The organism is Agrobacterium sp. 22-226-1 (assembly GCF_053522345.1).
Window position 1 is genome coordinate 22,725 of record NZ_JBNWCP010000007.1, and the last position, 21,615, is coordinate 44,339.

At 59.9% G+C, this 21,615-nt stretch carries 19 protein-coding genes and 1 pseudogene; 17 read left to right on the top strand and 3 right to left on the bottom strand.

Translation table 11 applies throughout. The features are described from left to right. Positions 1-85 precede the first annotated feature (85 nt). Positions 86-631: a MarR family winged helix-turn-helix transcriptional regulator gene (locus ACQZ5K_RS13735; RefSeq protein WP_448740686.1), complete on the top strand. Its 546-nt coding sequence runs from the start codon at positions 86-88 to the stop codon at positions 629-631. Positions 632-737: 106 nt separating this feature from the next. Here ACQZ5K_RS13735 and ACQZ5K_RS13740 read toward each other — a convergent pair whose 3' ends face one another. Continuing rightward, on the bottom strand, positions 738-1,634 hold the full coding sequence (locus ACQZ5K_RS13740) for a LysR family transcriptional regulator (protein ID WP_003510199.1): 897 nt from the start codon (positions 1,632-1,634) through the stop codon (positions 738-740). A 105-nt stretch (positions 1,635-1,739) separates the two neighbouring features. Here ACQZ5K_RS13740 and ACQZ5K_RS13745 point away from each other — a divergent pair, with 105 nt between their 5' ends. The 10 genes and pseudogenes from ACQZ5K_RS13745 to ACQZ5K_RS13790 form a co-directional block, all read left to right on the top strand. Next, a complete protein-coding gene (locus ACQZ5K_RS13745) occupies positions 1,740-2,822 on the top strand; it encodes a 4-oxalomesaconate tautomerase (RefSeq protein ID WP_448740618.1) in 1,083 nt (360 codons plus the stop codon). Between the two features lie 48 nt (positions 2,823-2,870). Further along, the gene (locus tag ACQZ5K_RS13750; protein ID WP_003523942.1) at positions 2,871-3,872 is read left to right on the top strand and encodes an ABC transporter substrate-binding protein; all 1,002 of its coding nucleotides are present in this window, start codon (positions 2,871-2,873) and stop codon (positions 3,870-3,872) included. A 9-nt stretch (positions 3,873-3,881) separates the two neighbouring features. Continuing rightward, a complete protein-coding gene (locus tag ACQZ5K_RS13755) occupies positions 3,882-4,703 on the top strand; it encodes an ABC transporter ATP-binding protein (protein WP_080707329.1) in 822 nt (273 codons plus the stop codon). Next, the gene (locus ACQZ5K_RS13760) at positions 4,690-5,466 is read left to right on the top strand and encodes an ABC transporter permease (protein WP_003523941.1); all 777 of its coding nucleotides are present in this window, start codon (positions 4,690-4,692) and stop codon (positions 5,464-5,466) included. The genes ACQZ5K_RS13755 and ACQZ5K_RS13760 overlap by 14 nt, the downstream gene beginning before the upstream one ends. A gap of 118 nt (positions 5,467-5,584) precedes the next feature. Next, a complete protein-coding gene (locus tag ACQZ5K_RS13765) occupies positions 5,585-5,911 on the top strand; it encodes a hypothetical protein (RefSeq protein WP_448740619.1) in 327 nt (108 codons plus the stop codon). A gap of 128 nt (positions 5,912-6,039) precedes the next feature. Then, positions 6,040-8,076 carry a DUF4034 domain-containing protein gene (locus ACQZ5K_RS13770; RefSeq protein WP_448740620.1) on the top strand — a complete coding sequence of 679 codons (2,037 nt, stop codon included), beginning with the start codon at positions 6,040-6,042 and terminating at the stop codon, positions 8,074-8,076. Between the two features lie 8 nt (positions 8,077-8,084). Beyond that, positions 8,085-9,974: a M48 family metalloprotease gene (locus ACQZ5K_RS13775; protein ID WP_448740621.1), complete on the top strand. Its 1,890-nt coding sequence runs from the start codon at positions 8,085-8,087 to the stop codon at positions 9,972-9,974. 300 nt (positions 9,975-10,274) lie between these two features. Beyond that, positions 10,275-12,218 (top strand): methyl-accepting chemotaxis protein, encoded by a 1,944-nt coding sequence (locus tag ACQZ5K_RS13780; protein ID WP_448740622.1) that lies wholly within the window; start codon positions 10,275-10,277, stop codon positions 12,216-12,218. Between the two features lie 217 nt (positions 12,219-12,435). Further along, positions 12,436-12,765: a hypothetical protein gene (locus tag ACQZ5K_RS13785; RefSeq protein ID WP_448740623.1), complete on the top strand. Its 330-nt coding sequence runs from the start codon at positions 12,436-12,438 to the stop codon at positions 12,763-12,765. Then, positions 12,756-13,284 (top strand): annotated as a pseudogene (locus tag ACQZ5K_RS13790) (alpha/beta hydrolase); the annotation flags it as partial. The gene ACQZ5K_RS13785 and the pseudogene ACQZ5K_RS13790, both read left to right, overlap by 10 nt. Before the next feature lie 117 nt (positions 13,285-13,401). Here the strand turns inward: ACQZ5K_RS13790 and ACQZ5K_RS13795 are convergent. After that, positions 13,402-14,301: a LysR family transcriptional regulator gene (locus ACQZ5K_RS13795; RefSeq protein WP_137005202.1), complete on the bottom strand. Its 900-nt coding sequence runs from the start codon at positions 14,299-14,301 to the stop codon at positions 13,402-13,404. A gap of 119 nt (positions 14,302-14,420) precedes the next feature. Between ACQZ5K_RS13795 and ACQZ5K_RS13800 the strand changes: the two genes are divergently transcribed. The 6 genes from ACQZ5K_RS13800 (at position 14,421) to ACQZ5K_RS13825 (ending at position 20,752) form a co-directional block, all read left to right on the top strand. Continuing rightward, positions 14,421-15,353 carry a VOC family protein gene (locus ACQZ5K_RS13800; RefSeq protein WP_137005203.1) on the top strand — a complete coding sequence of 311 codons (933 nt, stop codon included), beginning with the start codon at positions 14,421-14,423 and terminating at the stop codon, positions 15,351-15,353. 143 nt (positions 15,354-15,496) lie between these two features. Then, positions 15,497-16,186, top strand: coding sequence for a hydrolase (locus tag ACQZ5K_RS13805; RefSeq protein ID WP_448740624.1), 690 nt, complete (start codon positions 15,497-15,499; stop codon positions 16,184-16,186). A gap of 62 nt (positions 16,187-16,248) precedes the next feature. Continuing rightward, on the top strand, positions 16,249-16,539 hold the full coding sequence (locus ACQZ5K_RS13810; protein ID WP_448740625.1) for a XapX domain-containing protein: 291 nt from the start codon (positions 16,249-16,251) through the stop codon (positions 16,537-16,539). Next, positions 16,539-18,521: an amidohydrolase gene (locus ACQZ5K_RS13815; protein WP_448740626.1), complete on the top strand. Its 1,983-nt coding sequence runs from the start codon at positions 16,539-16,541 to the stop codon at positions 18,519-18,521. Before ACQZ5K_RS13810 ends, ACQZ5K_RS13815 begins: the two co-directional genes overlap by 1 nt. A 195-nt stretch (positions 18,522-18,716) precedes the next feature. After that, on the top strand, positions 18,717-19,157 hold the full coding sequence (locus ACQZ5K_RS13820; protein ID WP_448740627.1) for a DoxX family protein: 441 nt from the start codon (positions 18,717-18,719) through the stop codon (positions 19,155-19,157). Continuing rightward, entirely contained in the window at positions 19,154-20,752 is a 1,599-nt protein-coding gene (locus ACQZ5K_RS13825; protein WP_127758127.1) for an MFS transporter, read from the top strand. Before ACQZ5K_RS13820 ends, ACQZ5K_RS13825 begins: the two co-directional genes overlap by 4 nt. A 54-nt stretch (positions 20,753-20,806) precedes the next feature. Here ACQZ5K_RS13825 and ACQZ5K_RS13830 read toward each other — a convergent pair whose 3' ends face one another. Continuing rightward, positions 20,807-21,589: a pyrroline-5-carboxylate reductase gene (locus ACQZ5K_RS13830; protein WP_448740628.1), complete on the bottom strand. Its 783-nt coding sequence runs from the start codon at positions 21,587-21,589 to the stop codon at positions 20,807-20,809. Positions 21,590-21,615: the final 26 nt, after the last annotated feature.

Below are 21,615 nucleotides of genomic sequence, written 5' to 3' on the forward strand. Positions count from 1 at the left end.
GTCAAGATATCTATCTTCTCGCAAAGATATATTCACGGAGCAGGCAAAGCCGTATATGGTTTTCGAAGTGGTGAAGGGTGATGAGATGAAGCAGGCGATGCCGGACACGACGACGGATCGGATGGTGGAAGCTGACAGGGAAGATCATGTCGACCGTCTCCGTGGCCAATGGGCGCGGGAACTGCCTGATATCGATACGGAGCCGATGGCTGTCTTCGGGCGCGCCAAACGGCTCAGCAACCTTCTGGCGCCGTCAATCGAAGAGACGTTTGCCGGCTTCGGTCTCGACCGCGGCGAGTTCGATGTTATAGCCACATTGCGCCGGTCTGGACCACCCTACCAGCTGACGCCGACGGAAATGTACACGACGCTGATGCTCTCCTCGGGCGGCCTGACGCACCGACTTGATCGATTGGAAAAGGCCGGCCTCATCGAGCGCAGAAAATCGACGCTCGATGGGCGCAGTGTCGTTGTATGCCTCATGCCGGCGGGCATCGAGTTGGCGGAAAAGGCGTTCCGCCAGGACATGAAAAGCGAACTGAGTTTCCTGCAGGGGCTCACTCCGGAGGAGCGCGGTAACCTCGCGGCGCTGCTGAAAAAGCTGGTGCTGGATATCGAGGCCCGTGCGTAGGCTCCGGTGCAGGTTTTTTCATTCGAGCGAACCTGCAAGTCCGAGCTGTTTACCGGGCATCTGCGGCTCGCGACCTGCCGGCGGTAGCAGCATTTTCCTCAAGCGATCACTGTGTTTTCCAGGTCTCGAGCAGCATCCTCACAAATTTTTCAGCGGCTGGGGAAAGAGCGCTGCTTCGCCTTTGCACGATGCCGATCGTACGGGAGACCACCGGGTTGACGATCGGTCGGGTGATAAGGAATGGGTGATCGTCCTGCGGCGTTGCCAATCGCGGCAGGACGGAAATCCCAAGTCCGGCCTCTACGAGACCGAGCGACGTGTTGAGATGCGTCACCTCATAAAACCAGTTCAATTTTAGATTGTGTCGCGCAAGCGCGCTGTCGAGAAGCGTCCTGTTGCCGCTTGAACGGTCCACGACAACCAGCGGATAGGCCTCCAGCTGGTCCCACTCGATTGTCTCGAAAGCTGCCAGAGGATGGTCTTTCCTCATTGCCAGCACGAAGGGGTCATCGATGAGTGGCTCGAATGAAAGCTCGGGATCGGAATTGCCCATCAGATTGATGCCGAATTCCACCTCGCCTCTGGCGACCGCTTGCAGACCCTCATTGGCTGTCAAATCCCTGATCCGCAGCCTTATATGGGGATATTGCTGGCTGAAGGTCTTGATGACGGTGGGAAGAAAGTAAAAGGCGGCGGTGGGAACGCAGGCCATGGTGATAAGCCCGCGCCGTTGCGCACCGTCCTTCATGGCAAAAAGCGATCCGTCAAATTCCTCGAGCATGCGCCGAACGAGCGGCATGACTTCCTGTCCCATGGCGGTGGGGGCAACGTGGCGCGTCGTTCTTTCCAGAAGTGGCGCGCCAATCGCCTGTTCCAGTTTCTGGATACGGCGGGTGAGCGCCGGTTGCGAGATATGCAGCGCCTCGGCGGCCCTGTGGAAACTGGCAAGTTCAACCACCGCTTGAAACGCTCGCAAATCCAGAATTTCACAATTGATGCTCATATCGCAATAAAGCTCCAAAACATTGCATTTAACAGATTAGACTCTTTTGCTCATATTGCAACAACGCGGCACATTGATCCGCCAAATGCAATATTGAGGCAACCCATGAACGATCTGCTGAAGATACCCTGTGTGCTGATGCGCGGTGGAACGTCGCGTGGACCGTTCTTTCTCGCATCCGATCTTCCCCGTGATCGGGCAGACCGGGACGCGGCCCTTCTTTCCATCATGGGGTCTGGCCATCCGTTGCAGATCGACGGCATTGGCGGGGGCAATCCGGTCACGTCCAAAGTTGCGATTATCGGCCCTTCCACCGTCAGGGGCGCTGACATCGACTATCTGTTTGCGCAGGTTCGGACCGACAGGCAGTATGTCGACTATTCGCCAAACTGTGGAAACATGCTGGCCGCCGTCGGCCCCTTTGCCATCGAAGCGGGGCTTGTCGAAGCGCAGGGCAACGATACTCTTGTGCGAATCCATAACGTGAATACCGGCAAGCTGATCGAGGCGAAGGTTCCGACACGCGGCCGCGAGGTTATTTATCTCGGCGACGCCTCGATCGACGGTGTTCCGGGTCTGGCGGCGCCCATCGCATTGACATTCATGGATGCGGCGGGTGCGAAGACCGGTAAGCTGCTGCCCACCGGAAAGCCGGCCGATCTGATCGATGGCGTCAACATAACGGCCATAGACTGCGCCATTCCGATGGTTCTCATCCGCGCAGCCGATCTTGGCGCGACGGGGTACGAGGATCCGCAAACCCTGAGCGCTCACAAGGATCTCATCGCGCGGATGACCCACATCCGCATCGAGGCTGGAAAGTTGATGGGAATGGGTGATGTGAAAGACATGGTCATTCCGAAACCGGTGCTCGTTGCACCGGCCCGCAGAGGCGGCACTCTCTCGGTGCGGTATTTCATGCCCAACGAGTGTCATCCTGCACTGGCGACGACCGGTGCCGTTGGAATCGCAACCGCGGCTGTCACCAAAGGCTCGATCGCTTATGATGTGGCCGGAGGCCTTTCGGTGCCGACCCAGATCCGCATCGAACATCCCGCCGGCTGCCTCGACGTGCAGCTGGAGATGCGAAACGGCGCAATAACGGCCGGCCTCGTAAGAACGGCGCGCAGGCTTTTCGAAGGCTTCGCCTTCGCCAAACCAACCGCTGCGATTGAAGACGCAGCCTAGACGCGGCCATAGTGGCGCAAAATATAGTCAAACCGGGAGGAGACCCTTATGCGTAAATATCTGCTTGCAACCGCGGCGCTCTGTGCGCTGGCGGCATCTGCCAATGCCGAATCCGTCAGGATGAGCGTTGGCTCGTACAACCTCAACAACCTGCCTTTCCCCGTGGCGGCGAGCCTCGGCTTCTACAAGGAGGAGGGCCTTGATGTAACGACCGAGAACTTTGCCCAGGGCGGATCGAAGGTTCTGCAGGCGCTTGTTGCCGGTTCCACGGACGTTGCCGTGGGCTTCTACGATCATACGATCCAGATGCAGTCGCAGAACAAGCACGTGGTCGGCTTCGTGCAGCTTGCCCGTAACTCGGGCCTGGTTCTCGCCGGCAAGAACGACACGGATTTCGATCCGGCCAAGCCCGAGACGATCAAGGGCAAGAAGGTCGGCATCACGTCGCCCGGCTCCTCTTCGGACTTCTTCATTCGCTACTACATGAAGCAGCATAATCTCAGCGACAACGACATCTCCATCATCGGCGTCGGTTCGGGCGCTGCGGCCGTTGCCGCCCTGCAGCAGGGCAAGATCGATCTGCTCGTCAATTACGACCCTGCCGCAACCATCGTCGTGGAGCGCGGGCTGGGCAAGATCCTCATCGATGCCCGCAGCGATCAGGGCGCAAGGGATGTCTATGGCGGCATCTATCCCACCTCGGTCCTTTACGCCACGCAGGACTATATCAACGCCAATCCGGAAGTGATCCAGAAGGTCACCAATGCGACCGTTCGGGCGCTGCACTGGATGAAGCAGCATTCTGCGGAGGAAATCGTCGCAAAGCTTCCCGATGATTTCGTGTCCGGCGACAAGCAGACCTACATCAAGGCCGTTGAAGCGGCCAAGGCAATCTTCTCCGAAGATGGCAAGTTTGAGCCTGCGGATCTCGAAACGCCGCTGGCTGTTCTGAAAAGCTTCAATGATGCGGTCGCCAAGGCGACGATCGATCTCAACACCACCTACACCAACAAGTTCGTCGAGGCTGCGGCCTCGAAGGCCGCAAACTGAGAGGCCGCCATGTCTTCGCCAGCCAGAAAGCTAGAACCCGTGACGGAACTCGAACCCCAGCCGATGGTGGCAATCGACGACGTGACCATGGCGTTCGGTTCGTTCGTTGCCGTGCAAAACGTAAATCTCAAGGTCGGCGATGGCGAGTTTCTCTCCATCGTCGGGCCGACCGGATGCGGAAAGTCCACCATTCTCAACGCGATTGCGGGCCTGTTGAAGCCAGCGCAGGGCAGGGTTTCCATCGACGGTTCGCTCGTCAAGGGCGTACAGAACAACATCGGATATCTGTTCCAGCAGGACGCGCTTCTTCCCTGGAAGACAGCGTTTCAGAATGTCGAGCTTGGTTTGATGTTCCGCGGCGTTCCCGAAAATGAGCGGCGCGCCAAGGTTCAGGCCTGGCTCGAAAAGGTTGGCCTGAAGGGCTTCGGAGACCGCTTTCCGCACCAGCTCTCCGGCGGACAGCGCAAACGCGTGCAGATGGCGCAGGCGCTCATCACCGAGCCGAAGGTTATCCTGATGGACGAACCCTTCTCTGCACTGGATATCCACACCCGCCACCTCATGCAGAACGAGTTGCTGCGCCTGTGGCAGGAGGACCGCCGTGCGGTGGTCATGATCACCCATGATCTGGAAGAGGCGATTGCGCTCGGAGACCGGGTTGTCGTTCTCGCTGCCGGCCCGAAGAGCCGTGTCATCGAGAGCTTCCCTGTCGATCTCGAGCGGCCCCGCAACGTCGCGGAAATCAAACTCGATCCAAAATTCATGACGCTCTATCGCGATATATGGGCGTCCCTGCGTGGCGAAGTGGAGAAAAGCTATGCAAGCCGTTAATGTTCGTATCATCCAGATCGCTCTTCTGGTCGTGCTTTTGGGCGGGTGGCAGCTCGGTGTGACCTCGGGCGCCATCGACCGCTTCTTCTTTCCGGCACCCTATGACATCGTCAAACAGGTGATTGACTGGGTTGCCGATGCCGGTTTTTACAAGCATGTCGGCATCACGCTGAGCGAAACGGTGCTGGGCTATCTCATCGGTACGGGTCTCGGTGTCGGCGCCGGTGTCTGGCTGGGCCTCAGCCCCTTCGTCGCGCGGGTGCTCGATCCGTTCATCAAGGCCGTGAACGCCATTCCGCGTGTCGTTCTGGCTCCGATCTTCGTGCTCTGGCTCGGTCTTGGCCTGTGGTCTAAGGTTGCGCTTGCGGTTACGCTCGTCTTCTTCGTCACCTTCTTCAACGCGATGCAGGGCGTGCGCGAAGTGAACCCGGTCGTGCTTTCCAATACCCGCATTCTGGGCGCCAAGCGCTCGGACCTGCTGCGTCACGTCTATTTCCCGGCTGCGGCGAGCTGGATTCTGTCGTCGCTGCGCACGTCCGTCGGATTTGCAGTGGTCGGCGCAATCATCGGTGAATATCTTGGAGCTTCCGCCGGTCTCGGCTACCTGATCGCCCGCTCGGAAGGCAACTTCGATGCGGTCGGTGTTTTCGCAGGCATCATCATTCTGGCGGTCTTCGTTCTTGTTATTGACCTCATTCTGGATTTTGCGGAGAAGAGGTTGATTACCTGGCGACCCAATGCAGGCGAGGAGCGTCCCGCGTAAGCGGACTGAAACAAGACTATTTCCGTCGGGGCGGTCCGTGATCGCCCCTTTTTAGCTGGCTGAGCCTTGCAAGCGAAATGGCGACGTCCAAATCCTTCATTCGTTGGACAAATTGCACATGCTGGACATCTACTACGCCGAGTTAGACACCAAATTGATGCCTGCGGACCCCGGCGGCCTCGAGCTCGCCGGTTCCATCGATCTTGATGCGCACCGTTTGCTTGCGGCTTTATTCGACAAGGGCCGGCAGGCGGGCGCCCACCTCAGCTACTTCGAAGATACGCTGCTTGAACCGGTGCAGGTCAGGATATTGCTGAATATCCTCCTGACAAACGAATATGTTCTTGAAGGTAACGAACACGCGCTGGCCGCGTTCAATTCGATGCGTGATCTCCTGGAGCGAGCTGCAAAGCGAGGCGTGGGGCTTTTGGCTTTTGCTGATTGAGTGCCGGGTCGGTGTTATGTTCCTGGCGGTGAGATTTGTAAAAGTGCCGGGAAAAGTCTCCTCAGATATCTCGACACAAGGGGCTTTTTGATGCTCCAAGGAAGGACGTATCCGCTGAGGAGCCATTCATGAAAACAGTCACAATTTCGTCTCCCCTGCCACTGGATGGCCCGCAATGGGTGAGATTCCGTCAGCGGCATGAGTTGCGGAAGGCGATGCTTGAACGGCGCTTCGACGAGGTGGAGCGTATACTCGCGGCGCTTGAGGCGGCGTGGTGGCAGTCCGACGATCTGGCGGACGATCGCTATATCCATCTTTCGACCGACACGGGCCTGTTCGACAGTGCCAGCGTCGACCCGGCCCTCAGACTGGAACTGCTCGATGGCTGGAGGCAGGCATACCCGGCTTCGTATCATGCAAGGCAGGTGGCCGGTCACTATTATTTCCGCCGGGCCTGCGACATCCGAACGGCGAGCTGGGCATCGGATGTTGGGGAAGACCAGTGGGCCGCCGCCCACATGGCCTGCATAATTGCGGCAGAGCATTTGCTGAAGGCGATGGCCCTTTCCGCGCGGCCTGCTCTTGCCGCGGAAACGATGATGGAGATGAGCCAGTATCTCGGTCAGCCGGAGTTCGTCGATGCGCTGTTTCTGGGTACGCCCGTTGAAAAGACGGCAGCGCGCGATGAGTTGGAACCGGAGCTTTACGAAGCCGCATGCGCCCGGCTTGCCAGACACGGATTGACGCCGCCCGGTATCATAACGGCGACGCTTCCTGCCTCGCTTCCGCCCCTGCAGCAGGGGGACGCCGAAAATCCCGGCTATTACTGGCTGCGCTACTGCCTTTCGCTTCGGCCCCGTTGGCCGGAAATCCTGGTTTCTTATGCGCAATATTTGAGCCCGCGATGGGGTGGCGATGATGGCGAGGTCGAAAAATTCGCCAAAGGCCCCTTATGTTCCGCACTGAGCGAACAGGAGCGCAATTCCGTGCGCTGGCCCGGGGTGCAGGATGCATTGACCATTCCCGATTATCCCGAACCTGGCGATACCCGCGAAATTGCCGCCCGGGAGAGGATTTTCAAGAATTGGCTGGCGCGGGATCTCACGGATCGCCTGCGTTTCGTTTCCCTCGGAAAATACGCCAATTTCACCCATTATTCTCTCCAGGACGAAAAACTGGCGCACCAGCGCCATGTCGAATCCATCCGTTATTGCAAGGCGCCGGGAACCTATCCGGCCATTGACGGCCCGTTCCGGGACTTCACCAATCTGATGCTGATCCAGCATTTCGAGGATCACGACGGCGCCTATGCAAATGTGTTGCAGACGGCCGTCCGCCGTTTTGATGAGCCGACCATGCTGACCATGGCGGCATTCGCCTGGCAGTTCGGCATGTGGGGAATAGAGGCGAACCCGGCCATCGCCACGCAGCTGGTCGACCGGGTCGCGCAACTCGAACCGCTCTACGAGCCCGATGAGTTCACGCCGATGCATGCCTGCCGGATGATCTGGGACGGAGGATTCCAGCGGGAGTCGGCCTGGTTGACCCGCGCATTCGCTGAACGGCGCGTCTATTCGGCCGCGGCAAGCATGTATGACATCGGAACGGGATTCCGGCCCAATACAGACCCGCAACTGCTCGACGGCGACGAAGCGGGTCGCTGGCTTCAGCAGGCGGTCGAGGAGGGTGAGCCGGTCGCACTTTATAACTATGCCTGGCGGCTGGAAAATGTCGACAATCTCGATCTGTCGCTCCGGGAAAATTTCGAACGGGTTCAGGAATATTACCGCGGCGCGATGGAAGGCGGCGTGGATATGTCCCTCATTCGACTGGCGAGCGTCGACCGCCGGCACGGCACTGCGGAGGAAAAACAGCAGGCCGTCGCCAATATGAAATCCCTCATCGACTATCATGACGACCACATTGCCGGAGAGGCTTATGGCCAGATCGTTCTCGCCTATAAATATGGCGATGGCGTTCCCAAAAGCGAGTTTATCGCCATGCAATGGTTCGACCGTTACAAGGAACTCTTCCCCGATCATTCGTCATTGGAGTGGATGGAAACGCAAGTTTATGGATCGAGCGGATTGCAGATGGCCGGGCGGGCGTTGAAGGCCTTCTTCCTCGGCAAGAAACTTTCAAGCGACCATCTTCCACCGAAATAAGCGTCGGCATGGCGAGCCCCCTCCAGTCACCGCGCGAAGGCAGATGGCGAGCCCTGGCCTGGCTCGCCTTTGGCGACATGTTCTTGTTGGCCAGCGGCCTTGCGCTGATCCTGTCGCCTCTTTTGCTTGTGTTGCTGGTGCCTTCGTGGCTTCTGCTGGTGCTTCTTGCCTTGCCGGCGCTGTCATGGGTCTTTTACGGGCTGATGGTCCTGCGAGCCTATGCGGCAGTACCGCCCCCACCGGTTTCGGATGGAATATTGCTGGAGGCCGACAGGGTTCCCGCTCTTGCCGAAGGGCTTGAACGGCTGCGCCTCGCCTGCGATGCGCCAGCCTTCACGGCCGTCTATATCAATGCCGAGCTTAACGCCTCCATCTATCAGACAGGCTCCCGTGGCGGCCAGCCGAGGCATGTTCTGGTTCTCGGTCTGCCGCTTCTCGCCCTGTTGACGCAACGGCAGGCCGCGACCGTCATCGCGCATGAATACGCCCATATCTCCCGGTTGCACGGTCATTTTGCGCGCTGGGCCCATGTGGCTCGCCAGCGCTGGGCGGCGCTTGGTAAATTGCATGAGCGCAATCATCGGCTGGTCACCGCGCCGCTCAGATTGTTTCTTGCCTGGTATGTGCCGCGCATGATGCGCGAGACGCTGGAGTTTTCCCGTCGCTGCGAGGCGGTTGCCGATGCTCGGGCGATTAGGGTCTGCGGCGCCGACATCGCATTTGAGACGGAAATCGCTCTCACATTGCGGCGAAGAGCCCTGTCCAGCCAATTCTGGCCGGATATGTTTGCTGGGGCAGGCAAGGATGACATCGCCCAGGCGCGACCCTTTGCCCTGATGTTGGCGGAACCGGAGAACAGCCGCCCGCGAGATAGCGCGCAGGCGGCCGTCTGGCTGCATGAAGACCTCTGCCAGAAACCGGATAGTCATAGCACCCATCCCGTTTTGTCGGAGCGCATTGCCGCGACGGGGTTTGATCCGGCAGGCCCGCTTCCCGATCATCTGCCCTGGCGTCTCGAAGAGACTTCCGCCGCCGCCGAATGGTTGGGGGAGGAAGCCCCCGGCATCGCGGCACGGCTTGATGCAGACTGGCGCGACAATGCCGCACGAGGCTGGCAGGATGCAAAAGACTGGCATACCCGTCAGCGCAGCGACTTCTCAAGGCTCCTGCAGCGTCGCGAACAACAGATGTTCGACGAGCAGGACTGGCTGCAACTGGTGCTGCTTTCAGAGAAATTCGATCCGTCAGGCATGCTTCGCGCCGAGGCGATTGCGGAAGGATTGCGGTATTCGCCTGAAGAGACGACGCTTCTACAGCTACGGGCAGAGGATATGGAGAAAGCCGGAGACATACACGGAGCAATGTCCTTGTGGCACCGCATCGGCCGGAACCCCTCTTTCTCCAGGTATCGGCTCCATCGCCACCTCTGCGAACTCTGCCTGCGGGTGGGAGACAGGCCGGCGGCGGAGCAGCATCGGCAGATCGCCGACCGCCTGTGGACGAGCGAAGATGCCGTCCGATCCGCCTCCAACGATGCCGGTCTCCATCCTCACGGGTTGGAAGCATCCGAACTCACCTTGCTGCAAGGCACGCTTCGTCCGCTGTTTCAGCATGCGCACGCCATCTGGCTCTGCCGCGACACGCCGCCCGGTGCGCCGGACCCGACACGATGGTTCCTTTATGTGCAGGCCTATGACGGCTGGTTCATGCGTTTCGTCGGCAAATTGACCGGCGAGGAAGACAGGAACGCTTCCGCCTGCAAGCGGCTGTTTGAACGTTTGCAGGCGCGGCTGCATCTTCATCTGCAGCTTCGTTTTATCGGGCCGAACGATCCAGTCCCGGCCCATTGCAGGCACGATAGCCTGATTGCCCGAGCGGGCACGGCCGCTGTCGCGTAGGTTACAGGCGTGAAAACGATGCTCGGACCGGCCTGCGGCGCGGCGAATTGTCAGCACTTGCCTATCTCGGGTAACACTTCATTTAGTGATTTTGTGAAATCTAAAATACGCAGGTTCCAAGGTTTCATCGGCGGAGCCGGTAGAACAAGCGGACCCATGACGACCTGCCCGGCGGCGGCTCGAAAAAGGCATCCGCTTGTCGCCCTATGAGGAGGGGCAACAGCTACCCGCGATGTTTCATTATATATTCCCCGGCCTCCCGAGAGGGCGGCTGGAGGAGTGCTTGCCTTGAGGCCATCCATGTCTTTCCTGAACAATACCAAGATAAAAACGAAGGTCGTTTTTGTCATCTCTCTGATGAGCCTGATGTCGCTTTCCGGAATAAGCTACGTCAGCCTGCAATATAAAGGCACCGACAGCGTCTATAGCGATTTCATCGGCCATGAGGCCCTTGCTGCGGTTCTGAACGCCAGAACCAGCGGGAACCTCAATGCACTCGGCATGCAGATGCTTCGCGCCAGCCTTAACGAGCCGGCCAGCGCTGATTTCGAAGCTGCCGTCAAAACCTTCAGAGCCGACCGTAAGCAGCTCGAGGAACGCCAGAACAAGATCATGGAGCTGGTGCCGGCGCGCACGGATGCCGCCCGCGATATCCTCAATGGTGTTGTCGAAGTCGAGGAGATCGGCAATCAGGTCATCGCCCTCATGCAGGCAGGGCAACGCGCCGAAGCGCAGCAGATGGCGCTCAACGTGCTTCGGAAAATTGCCGAAGTCTCGCCAAAGATCAGCGCCGGCAATGAACAGCTCATCCAGGTGATGAATGAGGGGAGAGAACGCCTTACAGCCAGCACCAATACGACGATCTGGACGGGTCTGATTACGCTCGCGCTCGTTTCGCTGGCCGTGATCGCACTTGGCCTGCTCATCTCCTCCCGGGGTATCACCACCCCGATTGCGCGGCTTCGTGCGCGCATGGAATCGCTGGCGGCCGGTGATACGGCAAGCGAAATTTCCGGAATGGATCGCAGGGATGAAGTCGGCCAGATGGCCGCCGCGGTTCAGGCGTTTCGCGAAAGCGCAATCGAACGCCTCCGGCTTGAGAATGAAACGGAGGCCAACCGGTCGACTTCCGAAAAGGACCGGATCGAGCGCGAGAAACAGAAGGCCAGGGAAGCTGCCGACGTACAGTTTGCCGTCGACAATCTTGCCACGGCCCTTTCGAAGATCGCCCAGGGCGACGTTACTTACCGGATCGTTCAGCCGTTCGTTTCCGGTCTTGACGGTATCCGCGGCGATTTCAACCGGGCTGCGGAACAGTTGCAGTCGACCTTGAGCCAGGTGGCGCAGAACGCGCGCGGCATCGACGCCGGCGCCAATGAGATAAGGTCTGCAGCGGACGATCTGGCGAGACGCACGGAGCAGCAGGCTGCCGCCGTTGAGGAGACTGCGGCTGCGCTGGAAGAAATCACCACGACGGTGAAGGACGCCACAAAACGGGCGCAGGAAGCGGGTCACCTCGTCGGCCGCGCAAAAGTCGGCGCTGAAAAATCCGGAGAGGTGGTGCAGCAGGCCGTCGCTGCAATGGAGCAGATCGCGACATCCGCCAATGAGATTTCCAACATCATCGGCGTGATCGACGAGATCGCGTTCCAGACGAACCTTCTGGCGCTGAATGCCGGCGTTGAAGCTGCGCGTGCGGGTGAGGCGGGCAAGGGCTTTGCTGTTGTTGCGCAGGAGGTTCGCGAACTGGCGCAGCGCTCCGCCGGTGCGGCCAAGGAGATCAAGAACCTGATCACGACATCCAACGGTCAGGTCCAGCAGGGCGTGCAGCTGGTTGGTGAAACCGGCAAGGCGCTGGAACTGATCGTGACGGAGGTGCAGGAAATCAACCGGCACGTCGCCGCCATTGCAGAATCGGCACAGGAGCAGTCCTCCGGTCTTCAGCAGATCAATACGGCCGTGAACCAGATGGATCAGGACACCCAGAAGAACGCCGCCATGGTGGAGGAAAGCACCGCCGCCAGCCACGGGCTTGCACGTGAGGCGTCTTCGCTCAACGGGCTGATCGCGCAGTTCAAACTGTCCGAAGGCGGTTATGGCGAGGCCTCCGCGCCCGTGCGCACGGCATCGGTCGCCGACAGGCCCGCAGCGTCTCCCGCGCGTGCGCTTGGCGGCAGGATAAGGGCGGCGTTTTCAGGCAATGCCGCGTTGAATACCGCCCCCGACAACTGGGAGGAATTTTGATCCTTGCCCTGCCTTTACGTCGCCTTCAGTTGAGGCGCTGAAAGCATCGCTCTAAATATTGACACTAGGGATCGGAGATCCCCGGTGTCGTGCTTTTGGGTGATATGAATCCGGAACTGCCGTGTATCTAAGCACTTGCGTGGCGGTCTAGCCAGTCCGGGGGTGACCGTTTTCCGGTCCTCTCACAAGCCGAAGTCAGACGTCCAGGTAGGACAAAATGGTTGCAGCGACGTCAGACGCCTCCTGCGTTTCACTCGAAACCTCCACTGATGTGCTGGTCGCGCTGTCTTGGGTCGAAGTCGTTTCATCGGTGGTTGAGATCAGGGAGGCGATATCCTGCACAGAGCTGCTGGTGGTCTTGGCGCTGTTCAGGGCCGTAACCTGCGCCGATGTCATGGCGGCGACCTGGCCTGGTGTGAAGGCTGCCGCTTGGGATGCCGTCAGGGCAGCGAGCGTACCGGTGCCCAATCCCGAGATCGCGCTCGAACTCAGGCTGATGATCTGCTCGGTGGAAAATGCCGTCAGGTCGTCGCCGCCATGGCGCTGAATGCCGTTGCGGTGGACAAGCGCGTGAAGGCGGTCGTAGCCAGCACCATGTATGACATGACGCGGGTGATGTCCAAAGGTTACAACGACAGCGTGACCCTCGAACAGCGCACGCAGGCGCTGGAGCAGATGAGCCGGCAGCGCTGGCAGGATGCGGAAAAGGGAAGCCCGGCCGATCTCAAGGGTGGCGAAGCGCAGTTCCTGATTGATTATCACGACTATTACCGGACACCGCGCGGTTACCATGCGCGTGCCGTCAACTCCGGCAATGCCTGGACGCAGACGACACCCTTGTCGTTCATGAACATGCCAATCCTGACATATATCGCCGCGCCCGGTGATGTTCATCCATGGGGAAAAAGCGCATTCCCGCTATTTCAGCGAGACCGCTTTCGCCGCGGCTGCCGAACCGAAGGAGCTGGTGATCATTCCGGACGCCAACCATACGGACCTTTATGACCGCGCTGACAAGATCCCGTTCGACCGGATAGCCGCCTTCTTCAATCAGCATCTGGCGTAGAAGACGACCATAAAGATGTCACGGCAGCCGTGGCTGTTGCCAGCCTTGCTGCCGTCACATTATTTCACGCCTCAGGCCGGCGCGCTCGTGCGCGTCGGCAGTGTCAGGCTGCCGGCTCTAGTCCAGCATCACCATATGCGCCGGCAACTGCTCTTCGAAAAATTTCGAGAAGGTCGCAATGCGGGGTGGCAGCGCCTGATAGGGCGGATAATAAAGCGTCAGCCAGAGTTCGGGCGGCGCCCAGCCGGGCAGCACATGAACGAGCCGGCCGCTATGGATATGTTCGGCGATATTAAATCCCGGCAGCAGGGCCACACCGGCACCTTCCGCTGCCATATCGGCCAGAACCTCACCGCTATTGGCGCTGAATGCGCGGCCGGCCGAGATGGCGATGCTCGATCCGCCGTCCGACAGGACCCAGTTCTCCCGCCGGCTTTCACCGCTATAGGCAAGGCAATCGTCAGGGGTCAGTTCGCTCGGATGTCCCATCTGTGTGAACCGGCTGCCCGGAGCCGCCACCAATATTCTCGGCACGGCCCTGATCTTGCGCCAGATGGTGAATTTATCCGATGGGGCCGATGAAATGCGGATCGCCAGATCGTAGTCGTCATCCACGATATTGATCAGGCCGTCCGAGAGTGAAATCTCGAAGCACATTTTCGGGTAGAGTTCCCGGAAGCCTGACAGGATCGGCGGCAGCACGGTTTTGCCGAGCCATGTCGGCGCGCTGATCCTCAGCCGCCCCTCATCGGCCTTGTGGGCGTTGCGGACATCGCGCCGGGCATTCTCCAGCGCCTCGACCGCCGGCTGGATCTGCGCGGCGAAGATCGCCCCGTCCGTCGTCAAGGAAACCTGCCGGGTAGTGCGGACGAATAATTGCACACCCAGATCATCTTCAAGCGCGGCAATCGCACGAGTGACGGCAGCTGCCGTCATGCCCAGTTCGCGGGCGACCTGCGCGAAGTTGCGCTTTTCGGCCGCCATCAGAAAGGTTTTGAGAACTTTATGATCGTTCATCGCCATTATTTCAAAAATCGCAATTCATTCGAGAAAAATATTGCAATTCCGCGATGCAATCAAGCGGGTTACATCTTTGTCCATCGAAACGGACACACCAAAGATGAAAGGCGCCGACGATGATCAAGGACATCATGGGCCTGCACCACGTCACCTCCATGGCGTCGGATGCGCGGCAGAACAACAGTTTCTTCACCGATACGCTCGGCCTGCGCCGGGTTAAAAAGACCGTCAACTTCGACGAACCCAACGTCTATCACCTTTATTACGGTGACGAAAAGGGAACGCCCGGCACGGTCATGACCTATTTTCCCTTCGCCAACATGATGGCCGGCCGTCCCGGCGTTGGAGAAGTGGGTGAGACGCAGTTTTCAATCCCGAAGGGTTCGCTGGGTTTCTGGAAAGAGCGTCTCCTTGCCAAAGGCGCCGCCGGCATTCAGGCTGACACGGTCTTCGGCGCCAATCGCCTGCGCTTCACCGGTCCCGATGGCGATGGCCTTGCACTGATCGAAACAGGCGACGACGCCCGTGCTGCATGGCTGGCCGAGGGAATTTCCGAAGACAATGCCATACGCGGTTTCACCGGCGCACGGTTCAATTTGCATGACACTGCCGCAACCGAAGAACTGCTGCGTTTCATGGGTTATGAGCGGACTGACGTTGAAGGCAATGTGACGCGCTTCGTCATCCCCGGCGGCAATGGGGCAGATACGATCGATCTTGCGGCCCTGCCCAAGACACCCTTTGCCCGTTCGGGAGCGGGCTCGGTCCACCATATCGCCTTCGCAGTCGAAAACCGCGAGAAGCAGCTGGAAGTGCGCAAGGCGCTGATGGATACTGGTTATCAGGTCACGCCCGTCATCGACCGCGATTATTTCTGGGCGATCTATTTCCGTACGCCGGGCGGCATCCTGTTCGAGATCGCCACCAATGAACCCGGTTTCGACCGTGACGAGGATACCGCGCATCTGGGCGAAGCGCTCAAGCTGCCGAGCCGCTATGAACCTTTCCGCAACCAGATCGAGGCGAACCTCGCTCCCCTTGCGGCATAGAGCGGGTCTCTAATCCGCATCCACTGACCAAACAGATATTACGCTTTTCAAGACGGCTGCCCCTGCCGGGCAGCCGGCCGGCGAAGCCTTCCTAGTTTCCACCGCCGTAGATCGGCAATCACCACCTGAACGGAGAACTGAAAATGTCCAAGCTCGAAGTCCTTACCCCCGCCAACAGCCAGCTCATCTTCATCGACCAGCAGCCGCAGATGGCTTTCGGTGTGCAGTCGATCGATCGCCAGACCCTGAAGAACAATGTCGTCGGCCTCGCCAAGGCGGCAAAGATTTTCAACATTCCGACGACCATCACCACGGTCGAAACGGAAAGCTTCTCCGGCAACACTTTTCCGGAACTGCTTGCGGTCTTCCCGGAAAACGACATTCTCGAGCGCACCTCTATGAATTCCTGGGATGACCAGAATGTCCGCGATGCGCTGGCGAAGAACGCCGCCAACGGTCGCAAGAAGATCGTTGTTTCCGGCCTGTGGACGGAAGTGTGCAACACCACCTTTGCGCTCTCCGCACTCCATGATGTCGCGGATTACGAGATCTACATGGTGGCGGATGCTTCCGGCGGCACGTCGCTGGATGCGCACAAATATGCGATGGACCGCATGGTTCAGGCCGGTGTCATTCCAGTGACATGGCAGCAGGTTCTGCTCGAATGGCAGCGCGACTGGGCACGCAAGGAAACCTATGACGCCGTCACCTCGCTGGTGAAGGAACATTCCGGCGCCTACGGCATGGGCATCGATTATGCCGTCACCCACGTCCACGGCGGCGCTGAGCGCGTCAAGCACGGCAAGCGCATCGGACCGAACCCCGCCAAGTAATATTCGTCCTAGGCCGCTTCGAATTCATCGAAGCGGTCTTTCCGTTCTCGGAGAGAAATCCCATGAAAATCTATCTTCTTTCTCTCGGTGCAGGTCTGCTCGTGGGCATCGTCTACAGCCTCCTGAACGTCCGCTCCCCGGCTCCGCCTGTCATCGCGCTCGTCGGCCTTCTCGGCATTCTCGTCGGTGAACAGATCATCCCTTTCGCAAAGACGATTGCCGGCAAGGAACCGGCCGTGGTTTCGTGGATCAACCAGATCAAGCCGCACATGTTCGGCCATATGCCGAAGGGTGGCGCTGAAACCACGGGTCTCGCCGAAGTTAAACAGCCGACCGAGCGGGAGAGAAGCTGATGCCGACACGACGCACCTTTCTTGGCGCGGCCTCGAGCCTTGCCTTTCCGAATCTGTTTTCACCGGCCAAGGCCGCTGATCCCGTCAAGACCGGAGGTTCTTCCATGCATCCAGATACGATCCTTCACAACGGCCGCGTCACGACGCTCGACCGCGGCAATCCGAATGCAACGGCAGTCGCCATCAAGGACGGCCTGTTCCTGGAGGTGGGAAGCGATGCCGAGGTCATGGCCCTTGCCGGGCCGGATACGAAGATCATCGACCTGAAGGGCAAGCGGGTTCTGCCCGGCCTGATTGACAACCACACCCACGTCGTGCGCGGCGGCCTGAACTTCAACATGGAACTGCGCTGGGACGGCGTGCGCTCGCTGGCAGACGCCATGGACATGCTGAAGCGTCAGGTGGCAATCACACCCGCCCCGCAATGGGTGCGGGTCGTGGGCGGTTTCACCGAGCATCAATTCGTCGAAAAGCGCCTGCCGACCATCGAGGAGATCAATGCGGTGGCGCCGGATACGCCGGTCTTCCTGCTGCATCTTTACGACCGGGCACTGCTGAACGGCGCAGCGCTTCGCGCCGTCGGCTACACCAGGGATACGCCGAACCCGCCCGGCGGTGAGATCACCCGCGATGCGAACGGCAATCCCACGGGCCTGCTGCTCGCCAGGCCGAATGCCGGCATTCTCTATTCGACGCTTGCCAAGGGGCCGAAGCTGCCGCTCGACTATCAGGTCAATTCCACCCGCCATTTCATGCGCGAGCTGAACCGGCTGGGTGTGACCGGCGTGATCGATGCCGGCGGCGGCTTCCAGAATTATCCTGACGATTACGAGGTGATCCAGAAGCTGTCGGATGAGAACCAGATGACGGTTCGGCTGGCCTACAATCTCTTCACGCAGAAGCCGAAACAGGAGAAGGAAGACTTCCTCAACTGGACGTCATCGGTCAAATACAAGCAGGGCAACGACTATTTCCGGCACAATGGTGCGGGTGAAATGCTGGTCTTTTCCGCCGCCGATTTCGAGGATTTCCGCCAGCCGCGACCGGACATGCCGCCGGAAATGGAAGGCGAGCTTGAAGATGTCGTCCGGATTCTGGCGGAAAACCGCTGGCCCTGGCGTCTGCACGCCACCTATGACGAGACGATTTCGCGGGCGCTCGATGTCTTCGAAAAGGTCAACCGGGACATTCCGCTGGAAGGCCTGAACTGGTTCTTCGATCATGCCGAAACCATCTCCGACCGCTCCATCGATCGTATCGCAGCCCTTGGCGGCGGCATCGCCACCCAGCACCGCATGGCCTATCAGGGCGAATATTTCGTCGAACGTTACGGTCAGGGCGTGGCGGAAGCCACGCCGCCGATTGCGCGGATGCTGGAAAAGGGCGTGAACGTTTCGGCCGGTACGGATGCAACGCGTGTCGCCTCCTATAACCCGTGGGTGTCGCTGTTCTGGATGGTGACCGGCAAAACGGTCGGTGGCATGCAGCTTTACCCGCGCGCCAATTGCCTAGACCGCGAGACGGCGCTGCGCATGTGGACGGAAAAAGTCACCTGGTTCTCGAACGAGGAAGGCAAGAAGGGCCGCATCGAAAAAGGCCAGTTCGCCGATCTCGTGGTGCCGGACAAGGACTTCTTCTCCTGCGCGGAAGACGAGATTTCCTTCCTCACCTCGGAATTGACCATGGTGGGCGGCAAGATCGTTTATGGCGCCGGTGACTTCAAGGCACTGGACGAAAGCAATATTCCGCCGGCGATGCCCGACTGGTCGCCGGTGCGAACCTTTGGCGGTTATGCCGCCTGGGGTGAACCGCAGGGCGCTGGAAAGAACTCGCTCAGACGGGCCGCGATCTCCTCCTGCGGCTGCGCCAATGATTGCGGCGTTCACGGCCACGACCATGCCGGCGCATGGACCTCGAAATTGCCGATTGCCGATCTTAAGGGCTTCTTCGGAGCGCTGGGTTGCTCCTGCTGGGCAGTCTGAGCCCGGCCAGCAGACAAATCCATCGGGCAGCGGATCGCCGCTGCCCGGTGGGCCGGGGAATAGGCGTATTGCGAATAGCGCAATTATATCGAAACTATTGATGCAATTGTTGGCGATAATCCTTTGCGCCAATATCGCTCCATCAGATGAACGCAGCGCCGCTCGAACCGACCGGCCAGATCGCAGGAGCAAAAAATGACCGAGCCGTCTTCAACCCTTCGCCTTCGCGGGCATCTTGCGGATATCGTTGCCGGACCCGCCACAAAAACCCTTGCGCTTCTGGCGCTCTGCTCGGCCTATATTCAGGGGCCGCTGACCAAGATCTTCGACTTTCCCGGCGCGATTGCCGAGATGAACCATTTTGGCCTTCAGCCGGCGGTCGCGTTCGCTGTCGTCGTCATCCTGTTCGAGCTTACCGCCTCCGCTCTGGTGGTGTCGGGCTTCCTGCGCTGGGCCGGTGCGCTGGCGCTCGCAGGCTTCACGCTTCTCGCCACCTTCATCGCTCTGCGCTTCTGGGAAATGGCGCCCGGCATGGACCGCATGATGGCCACCAACGCCTTCTTCGAGCATCTTGGCCTTGCCGGTGCCTTCATCATCGTCGCCGCAATCGATCTCACGAAAGGAACAGGCAAATGAGTGCTGCAAAATCCTCCGCGAGCAGCTTTGCTCCCCTTGCACAACCGGTTTTCGCGGTCCTCTGGGCGGCGACGGTGCTTGGCAATACCGGCAGCTTCATGCGCGATGTCGCCAGTTCATGGCTGATGACCGATCTTTCGGCCTCGCCGGCCGCCGTCGCCATGGTTCAGGCGGCCGGAACCCTGCCGATCTTTCTTCTGGCGATCCCCGCCGGCGTGCTGACCGATATTCTCGACCGCCGCAAGTTCCTGATCGCGGTGCAGCTTCTGCTGGCCTCGGTCAGCGTCACCCTCATGGTTCTTTCCCATACCGGCCTGTTGTCCGTCAGCGCGCTGATAGGGCTTACTTTCCTCGGCGGTATCGGTGCGGCGCTGATGGGGCCAACCTGGCAGGCCATCGTGCCGGAACTGGTGAAACGTGAGGATATCAAGAGCGCCGTGGCGCTGAACTCGCTCGGCATCAACATCGCCCGTTCCATCGGCCCGGCCGCCGGCGGCATCCTGCTTGCGGCTTTCGGGGCGGCCTTTACCTATGGCGCCGATGTCGCAAGCTATTTCGTGGTCATCGCCGCCCTTTTATGGTGGCCGCGGGCGAAGAACGCCAATGATGCTTTGGCGGAAGGTTTCTTCGGCGCATTCCGGGCGGGCCTTCGTTATACCCGCGCCAGCCGGCCGCTGCATGTCGTCCTGTTGCGGGCTGCGATCTTCTTTGCATTCGCCAGTGCCGTCTGGGCGCTGTTGCCTCTGGTCGCCCGGCAATTGCTCGGCGGAGACGCGAGCTTCTACGGTATCCTGCTCGGCGCTGTCGGGGCCGGCGCCATCGGCGGTGCGCTGCTCATGCCGAAGCTGCGCGACCGTTTCGATGCCGATGCCCTGCTGCTGGGTGCGGCCCTCACCACCGCGCTCGTCATGGCCGGGCTGTCCTTCGCGCCGCCAAAGTGGCTTGCCATCGTCATCCTGCTGTTTCTCGGCGGTGCCTGGATCACGGCGCTGACGACGCTGAATGGCGCGGCCCAGGCGATCTTGCCGAACTGGGTGCGTGGCCGCGGTCTCGCCGTCTATCTCACCGTCTTCAACGGCGCGATGACAGCGGGCAGCATCGGCTGGGGCGCGGTGGGTGAAGCGGCGGGTGTGCCGGGCACGCTGCTCATCGGTGCGGCCGGCCTTTTCATTGCCGGTCTCGTCATGCACCGCCTGAAACTGCCGGCCGGCGATGCGGATATGGTGCCGTCCAACCATTGGCCCGAACCGCTCGTTGCCGAGCCGGTGGCCCATGATCGCGGCCCGGTTCTGATCCTCATCGAATATAATGTCGAAAAGCATCACCGCTCCGCTTTCCTGCATGCACTGGACGAGCTTTCACAGGAACGCCGCCGCGATGGCGCCTATGGCTGGGGCGTGACGGAGGACTCTGCCGATCCGCAGAAGATCGTCGAATGGTTCATGGTGGAATCCTGGGCCGAGCATCTGCGCCAGCACAAGCGGGTTTCCCATGCAGATGCGGATTTGCAGGGCAAGGTGCTCGCTTATCATTCCGGGCTGGAAAAGCCGGTGGTGCGGCACTTCCTCACAATCAACCGTCCGGGGAAGGCGTAAAACGGAAAGGGGCCGAAAAGGCCCCTTTTTCGTTGTTGCCACGCGATTGTCCGATTATTGCGTGATTCGCTCCAATACACGGCTCAGCGCATCTTTCAGCGCCCCTGATCCGCCCTTGTTGTCGAAATCCAGCAGCACCTGCTCGTTGAGGCCGCCCTTGGTGGCGAATTCACGGCTGAGATCGATGAAATCCGTCCTGCTTCCGGCAAGCAGGGCCACCTCGGAAAGGCCGGCAAAGAGGGGCGCAAGATAGGCCCGCCCCTTTTCTTCCGGCAGACCGTTCTCGGAAAGCCATTCCGTCGTCGTTTGCATGATGCCGAAATAGGTGGCCATCAAAGCGCTGGCGGCGGCCAGAAGATCGTATTCCGCCTTGGTTTCGCATTCCACCGCATTGCCGAGCACGTTGAAGATAGCAGCCGTATCCGTATCGGCAGGATAAATGGCGGTGACGCCCTTGCGCCGGGCAACGAAGGGCAGCGGGATCGCCTGGCTGAGACGCACATCCGCGCCGATCCAGTCCAGAAGCGCCTCGCGGCCGGTTGCGGCAACGACGCTGACGATCTTCTGCCCGTCCCGGAACCGGAGCGGCCGGATGACTTCTTCAGCGATCTGCGGCCGGATAGCCAGCATGACGGTATCGCAGCCATCGACGATTGCCTGATTGTCGCTGGAGACGATCACCTGCGGGAAATCGGCGGCAAGTCTCGCCGAGATATCGGCACTGCGCTGGGAAACCATGACATGCGGCACGGCGGCAGGCCTGGCGAGCAGGCCCCTTACCATTGCATCGGTGATGGCTCCTGTTCCGATAAAACCGATTTTCTGGGGAAGTGACATGATTGCTCCGCTACGGCGTTTCGCGT